Raw genomic sequence first — 16,729 nt, 5'->3', positions numbered from 1 at the left:
ATAGTATGTTTTAAACAAGAAGCAGCAACTGCAAAATTTATTGCATCTTGCTCCTCATAATTATTAAACAAACTATAAACAAGCCCACCACTAAATGAATCTCCACCACCAACTCTATCAACAATTTGAATAGTATAACTTGGTGAAAAATAAGCTTTATTATCTTTGTATAACATTGCAGCCCATGTATTTACACTAGCACTTAAACTACCACGAAGTGTAAAAGCTACTGTATTAATATTGAATTTTTCACTTAATTGTTTTGCAACATCAATATATCCATCTTTACTTAATTCACCTTTTTCAATATCTGAATCACCTGCTTGAAGATTAAATACATCTTTTGCATCTGCTTCATTTCCGATACAAACATCAACATATGGCATTAAAGTATACATTACAGTATTAGCTTCTTCTCTACTCCATAATTTTGATCTATAATTTATGTCGCAAGAAATTTTAATACCTTTTTCTTTTGCATTTTTACATGCTTCTAAACATATAGACGGCATATCACCACCAAGTGCTGGTGTAATTCCAGTAAAATGAAACCAAGAAGCACCTTTAAATATTTTATCCCAGTCGAAATCATTAGTTTTTGCCAAAGAAATAGCTGAATACTTTCTATCATAAATTACTTTTGATGCTCTTTGAGAAGCTCCTTTTTCAACAAAATATGTTCCAAGTCTATCTCCACCTCTAGTAATATCACTGACATCAACACCAAAATTTCTTAGTACATTAATTGAAGCTTGTCCAATTTCATGGTTAGGCACTTTTGTAACAAATGATACATTTTCACCAAAGTTTGCTAGAGATACAGCAACATTTGCTTCCCCACCTGCAAAACTCACATCATAATTAGTTGCTTGGAGAAATCTCAAAAACCCTTGTGGATTTAATCTCATCATAATCTCTCCAAAAGTAACTATCTTATTTTCCATCATTTTCTCCTAGTTTAACTTTTTTACATATTTCTAAAGCTTCTTTAGCTCTTCTTGTAATCTCTTCATAATTTCTATCTTTTATTAAATCACCCTTAGCAATCCAACTACCACCAATCGGAGCTATATCTTTTTCACTTGCCCAAAGTGGTAAATTTTCTTCACTTACTCCACCTAATGGAAAATATTTCAATCCTAAATATTTATAAGGACCAGTCATTGCTTTAAAATACTTAATTCCACCTAAAGCTTCTGCAGGAAATAATTTAACAATTTTACATCCTAATTCAACAGCTTTTTCTAATTCACTAGCTGTTGAAATCCCAGGAGCAAAAGGAAGATCACACAACTTTGCCTCTTCCATAATTTTTGGATTTAATCCTGGAGCTACGGCAAAAGAAGCTCCTAATTCTTTAACTTTTTTTGCTTGACCACTTTTTATAACAGTACCAACACCTATCATCATTTCAGGTACATTTTCATGAATTAATTCAATTGCCTTATAAGATACTGGAGTCCTAAGAGCTAATTCTATAGCAGTTATTCCACCTGCAACTAAAGCCTTAGCACAATCAACAGCAGTTTCTATATCATCAATAACTAATACAGCAACTATTAATTTATCCTCAAGTTCTTTTATTATTTTTTCATTCATCATTTTATTACATTCCTTACCGTTTCATTTTTAATTGACTGTTTCATTTTTATGGTATATATTATTCATATAATGGTTTTTTAAATCTGTCAAGAGAAAAATGAAACAACTTGATAAAAATGAAACAAGGTAAATACATAATGGAAGATACAAAAGTAACAGCAGTAGAAAGAACTATGTTAATATTAGAAACTATTGCAAATAACAATAAAATAATTCTATCAGATATTGCAAAGAAGACAAAGATACATAAAAGCACAGTATTTAGGTTTTTAAATACTTTAGAAGATTTAGGATACATTGCAAAAGATCCCAAAGATGAACAGTATTTCATTACTACAAAAATGAATAATTTTCATAGTAACTCAAGTTTAGAAGGTATTTTACTTTCTGAAGGAGTTAATCTTGTTGAGACAATTGCTAAACACACCCAAGAAACTGTACACTTAGCAAAACTTGACAATAACAAATTAACTTATTTACATAAGATAGAATCTACACAAACACTAAGAGTAAGTACTGCAAGTCATGTTTCAGGAGAGGCACCACTGTATTGTACAGGTCTAGGAAAGGCTATGTTAGCTTATTTAGAAGAAGACGAAGTTAATAAAATTATTAAAAATATAGTATATGAAAAGTTTACTGAAACCACAATTACTGATAATGAAACTCTTTTAAAAGAACTAAAGCAAATAAGAGAACAAGGTTATTCTATAGATAACGAAGAACATGAATTAGGAATTATGTGTGTTTCAGCCCCTATTCTTGTTAGAAATAAACCGATAGCAGCTATTAGTATTTCAGGGCCATTAATTAGAATGAAAGATAATATTCAAAAGTATTCTATTTTGATTGAATCATTAATTGATACTTTCCAAGATAGAATACAAGCACTCCCTATATAAAATATGAGCTGTTGCAAATTTATTACAACAGCTACTATTTTAGTTTCCTTCTACATTTTCATATAATTTTTCAAGTTCTTTTTTAGGAACTATTTTTGCTATCGCATTAGAAATTACTATAATCCCAACTAAATCAATAGTAAGTCTTGTAAATGTAAACTTAGGTCCTAAAGAAGCAACCTCAAATAATATGATAGAAATTTTAGCACATGACCAAGTTCCTAAAAATATTAAAATGTTAGAGAATTTTACACCTTTTTTCATAAATACACCTACAATAGGGAAAGCACCATACAAGGGACCTGCTGCACATGTTCCACAAAATATAGATAATAGAATCCCTTTAATTCCAGATCCTTCTCCCATTAAATTAGCCATAGCTTTTTTAGGAACCCATACATCTAATAGCCCCATTAATATAAAAATAACAGGTATATATTGAGCCATATAAATAACTGAATTTTTAGTTTTATTAAAAGCTTTAATTCCAATATCTTCATTTATAAAATATACGATTACAAGAATTAGTAATGTAAATAAAAACAACTTATATTTTTTTATTAATTTCATAGCTACCCCATCACCAAATAAAGAATATAGGCTATAAAAAATGCAAAAAAGAAATATATTACATTTCTAATTATAGTTACTTTTTTACCAAAATATTTCATTTCAATAGGAACAGAAGCAAGTTGAACTAAGAACAATGTGGATAAAAAAGCTCCTATCTGTAAATACCCCGCTCCACTATCAATTAACATCTTCGCCATTGGCAAAGATATTACAGATGGAATCATAACAAAGGTACCTAAGAAAGCAGCAAATATTGTACCAAGCCATCCAGAATTTTCTCCAATCAATTTAGCAATTAAATTAGCGTTGAAAGTTGCAACTATCAATCCTACAATAACGAGAATAGCTAAAAATAAGGGGAGTACATTTAATAATGACTTCCCACCTTTTAATAATGCTTTTTTAGTTTTTTCTTTATCTTTAAAGAAAGATATTAGTAACAATATAGATGTCACTACATATAGAACTTTATTCATTAAATATCCTTAAAATCATTTAGGACTCTCAGGCCCTATTCGAATCTCTTTGAGCATAAACTCTTGTCCACTAAGCATTTCCCAGTCATCAGCTTGACAAATCGGGCATTTACCTTTCGATTTCACAACATTAAATACCTTATTACAATGATGACATAAACCATTACCTGGTATCATCTCAATTTTAAGTGATGATCCCTCAAGCATAGAACCATCAGTTGCATTTGGATAATATTCATACATGAATCGTGGAACAATTGATGACAGTTGCCCCACTTGGATGACAACTGTATCAATTTTGTTTATATTATTTTCTCTCATGGCAGATTCTACCATATCTACTAATTCTACTAGAATAGTTAATTCATGCATCTATTTAACCATACTATCACGATTTGGATTCATAGCAATTTTAACTTTTCTACCTAATGCTCTTTTAATAGCATGTGGTTTAATATTTTCATAACCAAAACTATGAGCATCAAATACTCTCTCTAGAGTAATTGCACCAAATTTACATCTAACAGTACATTCTCCACAACCAATACATTGATTAGGATCAACGTGAGCTGCACCACATTCTAGACAACGAGAAGTTTCTTTCTTAACTTGTTCTTCAGTTAATGTTGCACGTGGATCACTAAATGTTAAATCTTTAGATTTATCATGAGCTACTTTTTCTCTTTTCATTGTATCGTAACTAGAATAATCAACATTATCTTTATCTAAGATTAAGAATTCACGTCTGTTTCTTCCAATATCTAAAGTTTGACCTGGGTGAACATATCTATGAAGAGAATCAGCACCTTCTTTACCAGCTGCAATAGCATCAATAGCAAATTTAGGGCCTGTATATACATCTCCACCTACAAATATATCACTTTCACCTGTTTGAAGAGTTAAATCATCTGCAACAGCAGCATTTCCACGTCTAAGCTCAACTTTACTACCATCTAACATATTACCCCATTCAATTGATTGACCAATTGATAATAGAACAATATCAGCTTTCATAATCTTAGTATCTTTTTCATCATATTTAGGATTAAATCTGTTATCTTTATCAAATACACTGAGACAACGCTTAAATTCAACACCAGTCACTTTTCCATTTTCTTCAATGATACGTGTTGGACCCCATCCATTGTTGATACCAATATTTTCACCCTTAGCTTCTTCTATTTCTTCATCTTGAGCTGGCATTTCTTTTGCACTTTCTAAGCAAACCATTTCAACTTTATCAGCACCTGTTCTTACAGCAGTTCTAGCAACATCAATTGCTACATTACCACCACCAATAACTACAACATTACCTGGGGTTTTGATATCTTTGCCTAAATTTACATCACGTAAATATTCAACACCTGCGATAACATCTTTATTATCTTCACCTTCGATTCCAAGTTTTCTACCACCTTGTGCACCAATTGCTACATAGAATGCTTTATAACCTTGTTTTCTAAGTTCATCTAGTGTTACATCTTTTCCAACTTCAACACCACATTTAATTTCGACACCAAGTTTTCTAATTACATCAATTTCAGCATCAATAACATTTCTTTCTAATCTAAAGGAAGGAATCCCATGTTTTAACATACCACCAGGTTGAGCTAGTTTTTCAAATACAGTTATTGAATAACCCTTTTGAGCTAAAAAGAAAGCACAAGAGAGACCTGCAGGACCAGAGCCAACAATTGCAATTTTAATATGACTATAATCAAATAGTTTTTCAGGAACAAATTGTTTTCCTTCTTCTAACTCTCTATCTGCAATAAACTTTTTAATATCATCGATTGCGACAGGATCATCAATAGCGTTTCTAGTACATTCGCTTTCACAAGGATGAGGACAAATACGACCACAAACAGCTGGGAATGGATTTTCTTTCTTAATCAATTCTAAAGCTTCATCATATTTTCCTTGAGCTGCTAATTTAATATATCCTTGAACTGAAATATGAGCTGGACAAGTTGCTTTACAAGGAGCTGCTCCACTATCATAAGTGTTTTTGAAATTGTTTCTAAATTCAGGATTATATCTATCTTCTTTCCAATTATGGTTATCAGGTAAAACATTTTCAGGGAATTCTATTTCAGTTTTAGAGCAAAGATTAGGTCCGAGTTTTACAGCATTAGCTGGACAAGTTTCAACACATTGGCCACAACCACTACATTCTTTTGGATCAACTTTTGCTACATAGTTACTTCGAGACATGTTTGGAGTATTAAAATATTGACTAGTTCGTAAAGCTAAGCAAACATTTCTTTCACAGTTACAAATAGCCCATATTTTATTAGTACCATCCATATTAGATACTTGGTGCATATATCCACGTTTTTCAGCTAACAATAATACTTCATCAGCTTCTTTACGAGTTATTCTTCTTGCCTTTCCAGTTGCAATACAGCTTTCAGCTGTTGCCCCTAAAATCAAACACATTTCTTCAGGTAAATTACCTGTGCCTTCTCCCATTTGTTGTCTAACAAGTCTACACTGGCAAGGAGCTAAAGCAATATGATTTTGGTATTTTGTAAGCCAATATGATATTTCTTCATAAGGAGCTTTTCTTGTATCAGCTTTTATAGCAGATTCAACAGGAATAACTCTCATAGCACCATTACCCATTGGCATATTATCAACTACTTGAGCAACCGTTGTTCTAGTATATTCTTCAAATGCTCTAGCAATTTCAGGATGAGCATTAGCATTATCTCTGTTTAGCATCATAAGTTCAAAGATACCTGGAACAAAGATTGGTAATTCAAATGTATCTGTACCATCTGCTTGAGGTTTTAGTTCAACAACCCCATAATCTACAAGTTTCATACACATTTCAAAAGTCTCAGCATAACTTTTATCAATTCTTTTTGCTAAGTCTTCGACTTTTTCATCAACTCTTCTTTCCATAGCAATCATTAAATCTGCTTCATCATCAGTGATTAAATCTGCAAATACATAATATTCAGGATCTTTTTCAGTATATTCTACTTTTCTTCCTGCAACATGTTGTGCTAATTCAACTATTTTTTGTCTAATAGCCATTCTCTTCCCGTCCTTTTTTAACCTATATAAATTTTTATTATTTTAATGTAGATTTTGCTTGATCTAATAACCAATTAACCCAAGCTTCAACACCTTCTCCTGTTTTTGCAGAAATAGGGAATACTTTCATATTAGGATTAAGTTTTGTAACTCTCTCTTTTAATAATTCCATATCAAAATCGAAAACACTCATTGTATCAATTTTATTTACAATTAAGGCATCACATATTTTAAACATTTTTGGATATTTCAAAGGCTTATCATCACCTTCTGGTACTGATAAAATCATAGCATTCTTACTAGCACCTGTATCAAATGATGCAGGACAAACTAAATTACCTACATTTTCTAATACAGCAATATCCACATCTTCAACTCCAATTTCATCAAGACCTTGCTTTGTTAACTTAGCATCTAAATGGCACATACCACCGGTATGAAGTTGAATAGTTTTTACCCCTGTTTTTGCAATCTTGATTGCATCAACATCAGAATCAATATCTGCTTCTAATACACCTAAGCGATATTGATTATCTACACATTTTATAGTTTGAAGTAACGTCGTTGTTTTTCCAGATCCTGGAGAACTCATTAGATTAAGTAAAAAAGTATTACTCTTTTTCATATCTTCTCTAACCTTCTTTGCAGCTTCATCATTATTTGAATATATACTTTTTTGTATCTTTATAACTTTAACTTGATCCATTAAAGTCCTCCCAATTTTTTTTGTAAATTTGTATTATTTTTGTATTTTTTTGTAACACTTGTGTAAAATTTTATATGCAAAAATGACATAAGTCAATAAAAATTTATCTAAATTTTACTAAACATTACTTACTATAATTTATTTACAAATGCTATAAAAATTGTTAACTATCATGAATTGGTTATATTATTTTCAACTTTTTTTATCCAAAATATAATAAAATGGTATTAATAAAATTTATCTTACAAAAGATAGATTTATTCTTTAATCATTTTTCTAAAAATTCATTATTTTTACTACATTTATTAAAAAAATGGGTAATATGTTTTAAATATGACTACTAAACTCTCCTAATTATTGACAAATTAGGAAAGTTTATTATAATTCAAAGACAAAGGAGATTTATTTTATGATAAAAGAACACCCTCCTAAATTTAATAAAACAGATGTTTTAGCTTTATTAATAAAACATATAGACAATAACAAAATTAAAAATGCTGCAATTAATTGTAATTCACCATATTTATATTGGGATAAAGTTAAGTACAAAACTCCTAATGAAAATATAGAAAAAGAAGATTTTTGGAGAATAGTAAAATTTATTAGATCTTTAAATTATAATAAAATCAAATTTAACGAATTTACTTTTTATTTCTCTCAAACAAATGAAATAAACAAATATCTAAATGAGTTAGATTTATCTATTAAGCATCCTTGTGAAAAAATAGATTTAATATCTGAGTCAAATAAAAAATATTTTTATTTAAATTCATTATATGAAGAAGCAATAGCATCAAGTATCATGGAAGGTGCAACTACAACTAGAAAAATTGCTAAAGAATATTTGAGGAAAAATAAGAAGACAAGTGATAAAAATATTAAAATGATTATCAATAACTATTTAACAATGGAGTACATAGTTAAAAACAAAGATTTAACAATGGATAGAGATAAGTTATTGAATATTCATAAAAAAATAACTCACAACACCTTACTTGATTCTAAAGATGAAGGCTCCTTTAGAAAATCTAATGATGTACATGTAGCAGATATAGCTAAAAATGAACTAATTTACCAACCTCCTAATTATCTTGATATTGATAATTTAATTAATCAGTTATGTCAGTTTTGTAACAATGATAATTATACTTCATATTTTATCCACCCTATTATTAAAGCAATTATTATTCATTTCACATTAGCTTTTATTCATCCTTTTGTTGATGGAAATGGGCGATGTGCAAGAGCAATTGTTTATTGGTATTTATTAAAAGAAGGTTATAATCTAACACAATACCTTGCAATTTCTAGAATTATACAAAAGAGTAAAATTCAATATGAAGATAGTTATTTAAAATGTGAATATGATAATAATGATTTAACTTATTTTATTATTTACAACTTAAAAGCAATAATAAAAGCAAAAGAAGAATTTTTTAATTATGTTGAAAAAACTTTAAATAAAAGAGGGGAAATAACACACTTAATTAGTGAAAATAAAATAAGTGAAAACCAAGCAATTATTTTAAATGAATTAAATAATAAAAAAGATTATTTTTTAACTGTAATTGAAGTACAACATCTTTTATCAGTATCTAATCAAACAGCAAGATCTACTTTAGAAAGTTTAGTAAGTAAAAATTATTTAAAAAAAATTAACTTAAACAAAAACAAATTTGGATATATGTTAAATCCTCTAAATATAAATGACCCGTCAAACTAGACGGGTCAACTATGTATTTATATAAAACAAGGAGTTATTATTTATTCAAAAATTTCCCAACCCTTAAGTTTAGCTACAATTCTCAAAGGTTTTAAGAAAGAACCATAAACTACACTACTGTGGTGTGCAATACCATTATCAACAATAATATCTAATACCTCTTTTACAGGTCTATCAAATTTAGCTTTTAGATATGTACCTTTTAATAGTTTTTCCATAGGAATTGCTGTTGCATCTTGGATAAACATTCTATACTTTCCTCTAGCAGAATCTAATCTTAATACAGAAACATCACCACTTCTTAATACAAAGTCAGCAGTAACACCTCTACCACCTGCAAAATATGTATCTAAAGATCTATTACATACACCATCCCAAAGATTACAAGGAGCTACCCCGCAATGCCAAAATAGTGCAAAATCTTCTTCAAAATCAACTTGTGAGAAGTCAAACAAGAATGGTGTTTCAGCTCCTAATGCTCTGTGAGCAATTTGAGATAGAGATCCATCAATATCACCTTCACATGTAAATATCTTATCTTCACTTTGTAATATACTCATTGCAGCACAAGGAGATATACCAAAGTCTCTTGCAAATTCAGGCCAACAACGAATTGCTAAAGCATTTAATTTATTATCTAGATAGAACTTATTTAATTTAGCGCTTAATAAAGCTACTTTATTTACTTGATCTTCTGTAATAGAAGAACAATCAAATAAACTTTTCACTTGTTCTTTTCTACTTTCAATATCTTCTTTTGGTACTTCAAGATTAATTACATCAGATAATTCAAAATGGTCTACAATGGCACCAGTATTATCAAATACATTGTTATCTTGAACACCTACATTGAAAAATCCATCTGCTCTAAAGCCAAGAATACCAATATGAGAATTATTTAAAGCTCTTATTACTCTAAGTGCATCAATCCAATCTTCATCGATATTATTATCAATACAAACTTGATAATCATTGAATCCACTCTTATATAAATTTGAAGCATTTAAATTAACACCACAAACACTGTTTAATCTAATTTTACCACCATTATATGGAAGTTCAGGTAGTCCCCATAATAACATTGGTACATCACAATGTCTTTTTAGTAATAAAGGTAAGTGACCTAAATGAAAAGTACCACTAATACATACAATACCATCTAAATTGCTAGCTGCAAATTTTAATCCTGCATCTTCACCTTCATCTTTTTCAATTACTAAATCTTCAATAATTGTCCATTCAACATTTTCAATTTTTTTTACATTAATTAATATGTTTTTGTATAATTCTTCTGCAGCACGATAATCATAAGTTTTTCTAGCTAAACATACTATTCCTAAAGATACTTTTTGCTTCATACAACCCTTCTTGTTAATTTATTTCTTACTGAAAGTAAACAATAAAAAGATTAATAAGTCAACATTTTTTTTCAAATTTAATAAATGAAAGAATTTGTTGACTTAAAATTATTATAAATTAATTACTAAAGTAATGTTTCATTAATATTTCAACAGCACCTTTTTGAGTTGTGATTGCATCATACTCTTTACCAAAGATTCTAACATCAGAGATTACACCCTCTTTTACTAACTTCTCAATTCTCTCTCTAACTAAATCAGATAGAGCTTTAGCAATTATTCCACTAGAACATTCAAAAAGAATTGAGGATGGGGTTAAGAGTATTTTTAGATTTCTAATTCCAACTGATAAATAATCTGCTGCTTTTTCTAAAACAGCTAAAGCGTTTGGATCATTATTTTTTACTTTATCTTCTAAGGACGAGAATATTGGAGTATTTGGATTACTATCTAATTCTAATACATAAGCTTGTAAACAACCTTTTCCCTTACAAGTACAAACTGGTCCATCAAGAGATATTGGAATATGGCCTGTTTCTAAAGTTACGTTATCAGGAGTTATATAAATACCATTTTCACTAACTAAAGCACCATTTACACCTCTTCTTAATAAGAATGTAAATAATCCTTTTTCATCCTTATAATCACCATATAGGTATTCCCCATAAGCTAAGGCAGAACAGTTATTATGGACAATAACAAACAAATCTAGCTCTTTTTCTAAAACTTCTGATAAAGGATAATGATTTAAACCTTGAATACGGGGATAATCAATTACAATACCTTTTTCTATGTTTACACAACCTGGGGCTGCAACAGATACTCCAGCTATTTTTTCTTTTATAATTTCATGTTCTACAATTAAAGAATTAATATTTTTTACAATTAATTTAATTACACCTTTTATATCTAAAGATTCATCTATAGATAAAGTAATAGATGCAACTCTCTTAAGTTTAAAATTAAACAAACCAATTAAAATAACACCGGCCCAAAATTCAACTGCTATAGAATATAAGCTATTTTCATTAACTGTATATAATAATGGTTTTCTACCTTTTTTACCATCTTCTTTCAATTCTTTCTTAATAGGTTGAATTAACTCCCTACTTTCTAAATCACTAAATATCCTATATAAGGTTGGAGCCTTTAATCCAGTTAAATTAACTAATGATGATTGTGATACTCCCTCTTCCCTACATCTATAAATCTCAGATAACACTAAGTTCATATTGTGGTTTCTTATATCACTTGCTCTCATTACATTATTAACCATAAATCATTTCTCCTCATTTATATCAATTACTTTATTTGTAACATAGAAAACCAAGTTTAGAAAGCTTTTTTACTTACTTTCACAAATAAAGTTATTAATTTAGTAAAATTTCTCTTTACAAATCACCATTTTGTCTTTATTATTTTCATTAAGAAAGTAATAGTAATAAAGGTAGGATAACATGATTACTAAAGAAGAGCTTCAACAACTAAATAAAGAAGCTAACAATGTAAGAATTAAGACATTAGAAACCATTGCTAATTTAGGTGTTGGTCACGTCGGTGGTTCTTTATCTGTAGTAGAAATATTAACTCTATTATATTTTAAAGAAATGAATGTCGATCCAAAAAATCCAAAAATGGTAGGTAGAGACTTATTAGTTCTTTCAAAAGGACATTCTGGCCCTGCATTATATGCAACTCTTGCATTAAAGGGTTTCTTCCCTCTAGAGTGGTTAGATACACTAAATCAAGGTGGAACTAATCTTCCTTCTCACTGTGATAGAACAAAAACTCCTGGTATTGATATGACAACAGGTAGTTTAGGACAAGGATTATCAGCTGCATGTGGTATGGCACTTTCTTGTAGATTAGATAATTTAGACAATTACACTTATGCTATTATTGGTGACGGTGAAACCGATGAAGGTCAAAACTGGGAAGCTGCAATGTTTGCATCTCAATACAAACTTAATAAATTAATAGCATTTACTGATTATAATAAACTTCAACTTGATGGAACAACTGAATCTATTATGGATCTTGGAGATATTGAGGGCAAATGGAGAACCTTTGGCTGGAATGTATATAGATGTGATGGCCACAACATTAGTGAAATTGAAAGCAAGATTGAACTTGCTAAACTTTCAAATTCTAAACCTAACATGATTATATTAGATACTGTTAAAGGTAAAGGTGCCGCTTTTGCTGAAAACAAATTAACAAATCATAACATGGTAGTCTCATCAGATGTTGCTAAAGAAGCAATAGATGAATTAAAGAAGGAGCTTTAGTCTTATGGATATGCGTCAAGTTTACTGCGAAACTTTAATAGAAGCAGCAAAAACAAACAATCAAATTATGGTAGTAGAAGCTGATTTGATGAATGCTACTGGTACAGGTCCTTTCAAAAAAGCTTATCCAGATCGCCTCGTTGATGTAGGGGTAGCAGAAGCTAATTTAATTGGTGTAAGTGCAGGTCTTTCTAACATGGGTAAAATTCCTTTTGCAGCAACATTTGGTTGTTTTGCTAGTAGAAGAACTTTTGACCAATTCTTCTTATCTGCTAACTATGCAAAGTTAAATGTTAAATTAGTTGGAACAGACCCAGGTGTAACAGCAGCTTTTAATGGTGGCACACACATGCCATTTGAAGATTTAGGAATTATGCAAACTGTTCCAAATTTAGTAATTTGTGAACCTTGTGATTCAGTTAGTCTTGAAAAAACAGTTTATAATTTAATTGACCACTATGGATCTTCCTATATGAGATTACATAGAAAAGGTGAATTAACTATATATGAAAAAGATGAAAAATTCGAATTAGGAAAAGGTAAAGTTTTAAGAGATGGTAGTGATGTTACTATTGTTGCTTTAGGCTTTGTAATGGTTCCGGAAGCTCTAGAAGCTGCTAAAATGTTAGAAAAAGAAGGTATTAGTGCTGCAGTTATTGATCCTGTTTGTGTTAAACCTTTAGATAGCGAATTATTATTACATTATGCAGCTAAAACTAACCATATTGTTAGTGCAGAAAATCATCAAGTTGGTAGTGGTCTTGGTAGTGCAATAGCTAACCTATTAGCAAATCAAAGACCAACTAAAATGAGAATGGTTGGAGTTAAAGAAGAATTCGGACAAGTTGGAACTTTAGATTATCTAAAGGGATATTACAAATTAAATGCAAAAGAAATTGTTGCACAAGCAAAAGCTGTTTTAGGCAAATAGGAGATTTATATTATGAAAATTGCAATAGCTAGTGATTTAAGTGGTTTTGATTTAAAAACTGCAATTAAAGATTTTTTAGTAGAAAAAGGTTATGATGTTTTAGATTTTGGTATTGAGGATAAAGATCATCCAAAACCATATTTCGAACAAGCTCCAAAAGTTGCAAAAGCAATCCAAAGTGGTGAAGCTGATAGAGGTATATTAATTTGTGGTACTGGTCAAGGTATGGCAATTGTCGCTAACAAACACAAAGGCATCTATGCTTGTGTAGTTGATTCAGTATTCAGTGGAGAAAGAGCAAAAATTATTAACCAAGCTAATGTTATTACAATGGGTGGTTGGGTAACAGCTCCTTTTGTTGCAACTGAAATTGTAGAAGGTTGGTTAAACAGAGAATTCTGTGAAAAAATGGAATTCAAAAGAGATTTCTTAACTAATGCATTTAACAATGTTGTAGAAATTGAAAAGGAGAATTTCAAATAATGAAAGATATTACAAACAGGAACTTATTAAATAATCCTGTCAAAATAGTTCAAAAAGACACCTTAAGTGCATCTGAACTATTAAAGGAATGTTTAGATTTAGATCCAAAGTTAAAACATATTACTTTCATTGTCGATAATGCTCCAATTGTTGCTAAAGATAAACTTCTTAATGACATTAAAGATATAGCTAATGTTACTATTTTAGATAAAGTTCAACCTAACCCTAGAACTAGTGACATTAAAGCTATGGCTGAAAAAATTGAGTTCACATCTATTATTGTTGGAATCGGTGGTGGTTCTGTAATGGATAGTGCTAAAGCTTTAGCAATGTTAATGAGTAATGGCGGTGAATTAGAAGATTATTTATCAAATAATCCTAAGAGAAAAATAGAAAAAGAGAGTCTTCCATTAGTATTAATTCCAACTACTGCAGGAACAGGTTCTGAAATGACTAAAGTTGGTGTATATACTTCTAACTCAGGAAGAAAATATACACTAGGTTCACCTTTGATGCATGCAAAAAAGGCTATTTTAAATACTGAATATATTATAAATATGCCACCAGCATTAATTGCATCAACAGGAGCAGATGCCTTAGACCATGCTTTAGAAACAATTTGGAATAAAAATGCTAGTGATGAAACTAGAAGCCTAGCTGTTGAAGTTTCAATAGACATTATTTCTAATCTACTCAACATGTATAATGGTGCTCAAAATAAAAACCAAAATGTTGAATATTGCAGAAATATGCTATTAGCTTCAGCTATGGCTGGTGCTACATTTAGTACAACAGGAACTGCAGCAGGTCATGCACTTTCCTTTATATTAAGTGAAGATTTCCATGTTCCTCATGGTAGTGCTTGCGCTTTTACTCTTCTTGATGTTTATAAAATGTCACTAAGTATTGAAAGTGTAAGAAAACCTTTAAAAGAAATTGCAAAAGCTTTCTTTGATGAAGAGGATGAAGATATTCTAATTACTAAACTTTATGACAAATTAGAAGAAATGTTTAGACTTATGAAACTTCCAACTAATTTTAAAGAATTGGGAGTTGAAATAAGTGAAGATGAGATAGACAGTCATTTCTCTAGATCTTTTGATGATCCTAAAATGTGGAATCAAATACCAAAAGCAACTAAAGAAAATATTTATCCATTCTTGGTGGCAAAATGTTAAATCTAATTCTAAGTGGATTTGTAGTTTTAATAACACATGCACTCGAAGCTATAACAGGCTTTGGGTGCACTGTTATAGCAGTCCCATTTGTTACAGCTCTCCTTGGTATGAAACAAGGAATAATGATTGTCACAATATTAGCTTGGCTTTTAGCCCTTTATATTGTTGTAACGAATATTAAACATGTGCAATTTAAGAAAACACTCCTTATTTTAGCTCTTATGATACCTACCCTTCCTGTTGGTATGTACATATTTAGATATGTAGATCCTGTTTTATTTAAAAAAGGATTAGCTATTTTTATTGTTTTTGTATCTATTTTAAATTTATATAAACTATTTAAAAACAAAGATAATGATGAAGATACTAATACAGAGTTGAGTAAAAGAGATAAAATAACAAGTGTTATAGCATTATTAGTAGGTGGAGTTGTCCATGGTGCTATTTCTTCCGGTGGGCCTCTTGTTGTGATTTATGCAACTAAAGCTTTAAAAGATAAAAAAGAATTTAGAGCAACTTTATGTTCTGTCTGGTTAACACTAAATACAATTATTATTGCTTCATATTTCTTTAACAATCCAGGTTTTACATTTACAACATTTACTAACACATTAACTCAATTACCATTTTTAATATGTGGTATAATAGTAGGGGAAATAGTTCATAACAAAGTAAATGCTAGAACTTTTTCGATAATTGTCTTTTCATTGTTACTACTTACTGGAATATTTATGTTTGCACTATAAAAGGAGATTGCTATGGAATCAACAAAATCTAAAATAGAAAAAATTCAAAAATTAAATCCTAATATTGAAATTTTAAATGTTAGTGATTCAATATTTGAAAAATATGGTAAAATCTTAGATCTTAAATGTAAAAATAAATTAATTGATAAATTAATTAATGAAACAGCTATTCCAAATGAAGGTAATGTTTATAAAGCATTTGTTAGATCTTGGGAAGAAAAAGATGTAGTTGAAGAATTAAGTACTTTTTACGACGAAAAAATTGAAATTGGATATTGCAATGGTCAAAACACAAAATTAAATGCTCTTGAATGGCATGATTGTGATGAAATCAATATATTCTCAACAGACGCTCTTTTATTTTTAGCTAAGATTGAAGATTTAGAAAATTATAAACTTAATAGTAAAAAAGTAAAAGCTTTTTATGTTGAAAAAAATACTGCACTCTTAATGTATAAAGATACTCTACATTTTGCTCCTTGCAAGATTGAAGATTCCGGTTTTAAAGCAATAGTTGTTTTAAGCGACTTAACTAATACTGAATTAGATATTCAAACTATTAATAAATCTAAAGAAGATCAAAACTCTTTAAATTCTTTATTATTTAAGAATAATAAATTCATTATTTGTCATGAAGAAGCAACTAATTTAACTAACCAAGGTGTACAAGCTAATATAAACGGTGAGAATTACAACTTAAAAATTTAATAAATAATTAGGT

At 29.6% G+C, this 16,729-nt stretch carries 17 protein-coding genes; 8 read left to right on the top strand and 9 right to left on the bottom strand.

All coding sequences use genetic code 11. The annotated features are described in order from the left end of the window. Nucleotides 1-944: PfkB family carbohydrate kinase (locus ACPKM0_RS03795; RefSeq protein ID WP_472473479.1), on the bottom strand; the 944-nt coding region annotated here is incomplete at its 3' end. Further along, on the bottom strand, nucleotides 934-1,602 hold the full coding sequence (locus ACPKM0_RS03790) for a bifunctional 4-hydroxy-2-oxoglutarate aldolase/2-dehydro-3-deoxy-phosphogluconate aldolase (protein ID WP_472473478.1): 669 nt from the start codon (nucleotides 1,600-1,602) through the stop codon (nucleotides 934-936). The genes ACPKM0_RS03795 and ACPKM0_RS03790, both read right to left, overlap by 11 nt. Before the next feature lie 137 nt (nucleotides 1,603-1,739). Between ACPKM0_RS03790 and ACPKM0_RS03785 the strand changes: the two genes are divergently transcribed. Then, on the top strand, nucleotides 1,740-2,504 hold the full coding sequence (locus ACPKM0_RS03785; protein ID WP_472473477.1) for an IclR family transcriptional regulator: 765 nt from the start codon (nucleotides 1,740-1,742) through the stop codon (nucleotides 2,502-2,504). Between the two features lie 39 nt (nucleotides 2,505-2,543). Here ACPKM0_RS03785 and ACPKM0_RS03780 read toward each other — a convergent pair whose 3' ends face one another. From ACPKM0_RS03780 to hypB, 5 genes are read right to left on the bottom strand one after another with little or no spacing between them, the layout of a single operon-like run. After that, nucleotides 2,544-3,074: a permease gene (locus ACPKM0_RS03780; RefSeq protein ID WP_472473476.1), complete on the bottom strand. Its 531-nt coding sequence runs from the start codon at nucleotides 3,072-3,074 to the stop codon at nucleotides 2,544-2,546. 2 nt (nucleotides 3,075-3,076) lie between these two features. Continuing rightward, on the bottom strand, nucleotides 3,077-3,553 hold the full coding sequence (locus ACPKM0_RS03775) for a permease (RefSeq protein WP_472473475.1): 477 nt from the start codon (nucleotides 3,551-3,553) through the stop codon (nucleotides 3,077-3,079). A gap of 15 nt (nucleotides 3,554-3,568) precedes the next feature. Beyond that, on the bottom strand, nucleotides 3,569-3,925 hold the full coding sequence (locus tag ACPKM0_RS03770; RefSeq protein WP_472473474.1) for a hydrogenase maturation nickel metallochaperone HypA/HybF: 357 nt from the start codon (nucleotides 3,923-3,925) through the stop codon (nucleotides 3,569-3,571). Next, a complete protein-coding gene (locus ACPKM0_RS03765; protein WP_472473473.1) occupies nucleotides 3,926-6,595 on the bottom strand; it encodes an FAD-dependent oxidoreductase in 2,670 nt (889 codons plus the stop codon). It abuts the gene before it with no gap. A 37-nt stretch (nucleotides 6,596-6,632) separates the two neighbouring features. Then, the gene (gene hypB / locus ACPKM0_RS03760) at nucleotides 6,633-7,301 is read right to left on the bottom strand and encodes a hydrogenase nickel incorporation protein HypB (RefSeq protein WP_472473472.1); all 669 of its coding nucleotides are present in this window, start codon (nucleotides 7,299-7,301) and stop codon (nucleotides 6,633-6,635) included. 409 nt (nucleotides 7,302-7,710) lie between these two features. Between hypB and ACPKM0_RS03755 the strand changes: the two genes are divergently transcribed. After that, nucleotides 7,711-9,024: a Fic family protein gene (locus tag ACPKM0_RS03755; RefSeq protein ID WP_472473471.1), complete on the top strand. Its 1,314-nt coding sequence runs from the start codon at nucleotides 7,711-7,713 to the stop codon at nucleotides 9,022-9,024. A gap of 41 nt (nucleotides 9,025-9,065) precedes the next feature. Here the strand turns inward: ACPKM0_RS03755 and ACPKM0_RS03750 are convergent, their stop codons facing one another. Continuing rightward, a complete protein-coding gene (locus tag ACPKM0_RS03750; protein WP_472473470.1) occupies nucleotides 9,066-10,382 on the bottom strand; it encodes a fucose isomerase in 1,317 nt (438 codons plus the stop codon). A gap of 118 nt (nucleotides 10,383-10,500) precedes the next feature. Then, entirely contained in the window at nucleotides 10,501-11,658 is a 1,158-nt protein-coding gene (locus ACPKM0_RS03745) for an ROK family transcriptional regulator (protein WP_472473469.1), read from the bottom strand. Nucleotides 11,659-11,839: 181 nt separating this feature from the next. Here ACPKM0_RS03745 and ACPKM0_RS03740 point away from each other — a divergent pair, with 181 nt between their 5' ends. Genes ACPKM0_RS03740 through ACPKM0_RS03715 form a run of 6 tightly spaced genes read left to right on the top strand, consistent with a single transcriptional unit; the run spans nucleotide 11,840 to nucleotide 16,716 of the window. After that, on the top strand, nucleotides 11,840-12,670 hold the full coding sequence (locus ACPKM0_RS03740) for a transketolase (RefSeq protein ID WP_472473468.1): 831 nt from the start codon (nucleotides 11,840-11,842) through the stop codon (nucleotides 12,668-12,670). Between the two features lie 4 nt (nucleotides 12,671-12,674). After that, nucleotides 12,675-13,601: a transketolase family protein gene (locus tag ACPKM0_RS03735; protein WP_472473467.1), complete on the top strand. Its 927-nt coding sequence runs from the start codon at nucleotides 12,675-12,677 to the stop codon at nucleotides 13,599-13,601. 12 nt (nucleotides 13,602-13,613) lie between these two features. Beyond that, nucleotides 13,614-14,084, top strand: coding sequence for an RpiB/LacA/LacB family sugar-phosphate isomerase (locus ACPKM0_RS03730; protein ID WP_472473466.1), 471 nt, complete (start codon nucleotides 13,614-13,616; stop codon nucleotides 14,082-14,084). Further along, on the top strand, nucleotides 14,084-15,262 hold the full coding sequence (locus ACPKM0_RS03725; RefSeq protein ID WP_472473465.1) for an iron-containing alcohol dehydrogenase: 1,179 nt from the start codon (nucleotides 14,084-14,086) through the stop codon (nucleotides 15,260-15,262). The genes ACPKM0_RS03730 and ACPKM0_RS03725 overlap by 1 nt, the downstream gene beginning before the upstream one ends. Continuing rightward, on the top strand, nucleotides 15,256-16,008 hold the full coding sequence (locus tag ACPKM0_RS03720; protein ID WP_472473464.1) for a sulfite exporter TauE/SafE family protein: 753 nt from the start codon (nucleotides 15,256-15,258) through the stop codon (nucleotides 16,006-16,008). The genes ACPKM0_RS03725 and ACPKM0_RS03720 overlap by 7 nt, the downstream gene beginning before the upstream one ends. Before the next feature lie 12 nt (nucleotides 16,009-16,020). Beyond that, complete coding sequence (locus tag ACPKM0_RS03715) at nucleotides 16,021-16,716, top strand: DUF4867 family protein (protein ID WP_472473463.1); 696 nt, start codon at nucleotides 16,021-16,023, stop codon at nucleotides 16,714-16,716. Nucleotides 16,717-16,729 lie beyond the last annotated feature (13 nt).

Source organism: Pleomorphochaeta sp. (genome assembly GCF_050031695.1).
Classification (GTDB): Bacteria; Spirochaetota; Spirochaetia; order Sphaerochaetales; family Sphaerochaetaceae; genus Pleomorphochaeta.
The sequence above is the reverse complement of the archived record's forward strand: the minus strand, read 5'-3'. Positions and strand labels throughout refer to the sequence as shown.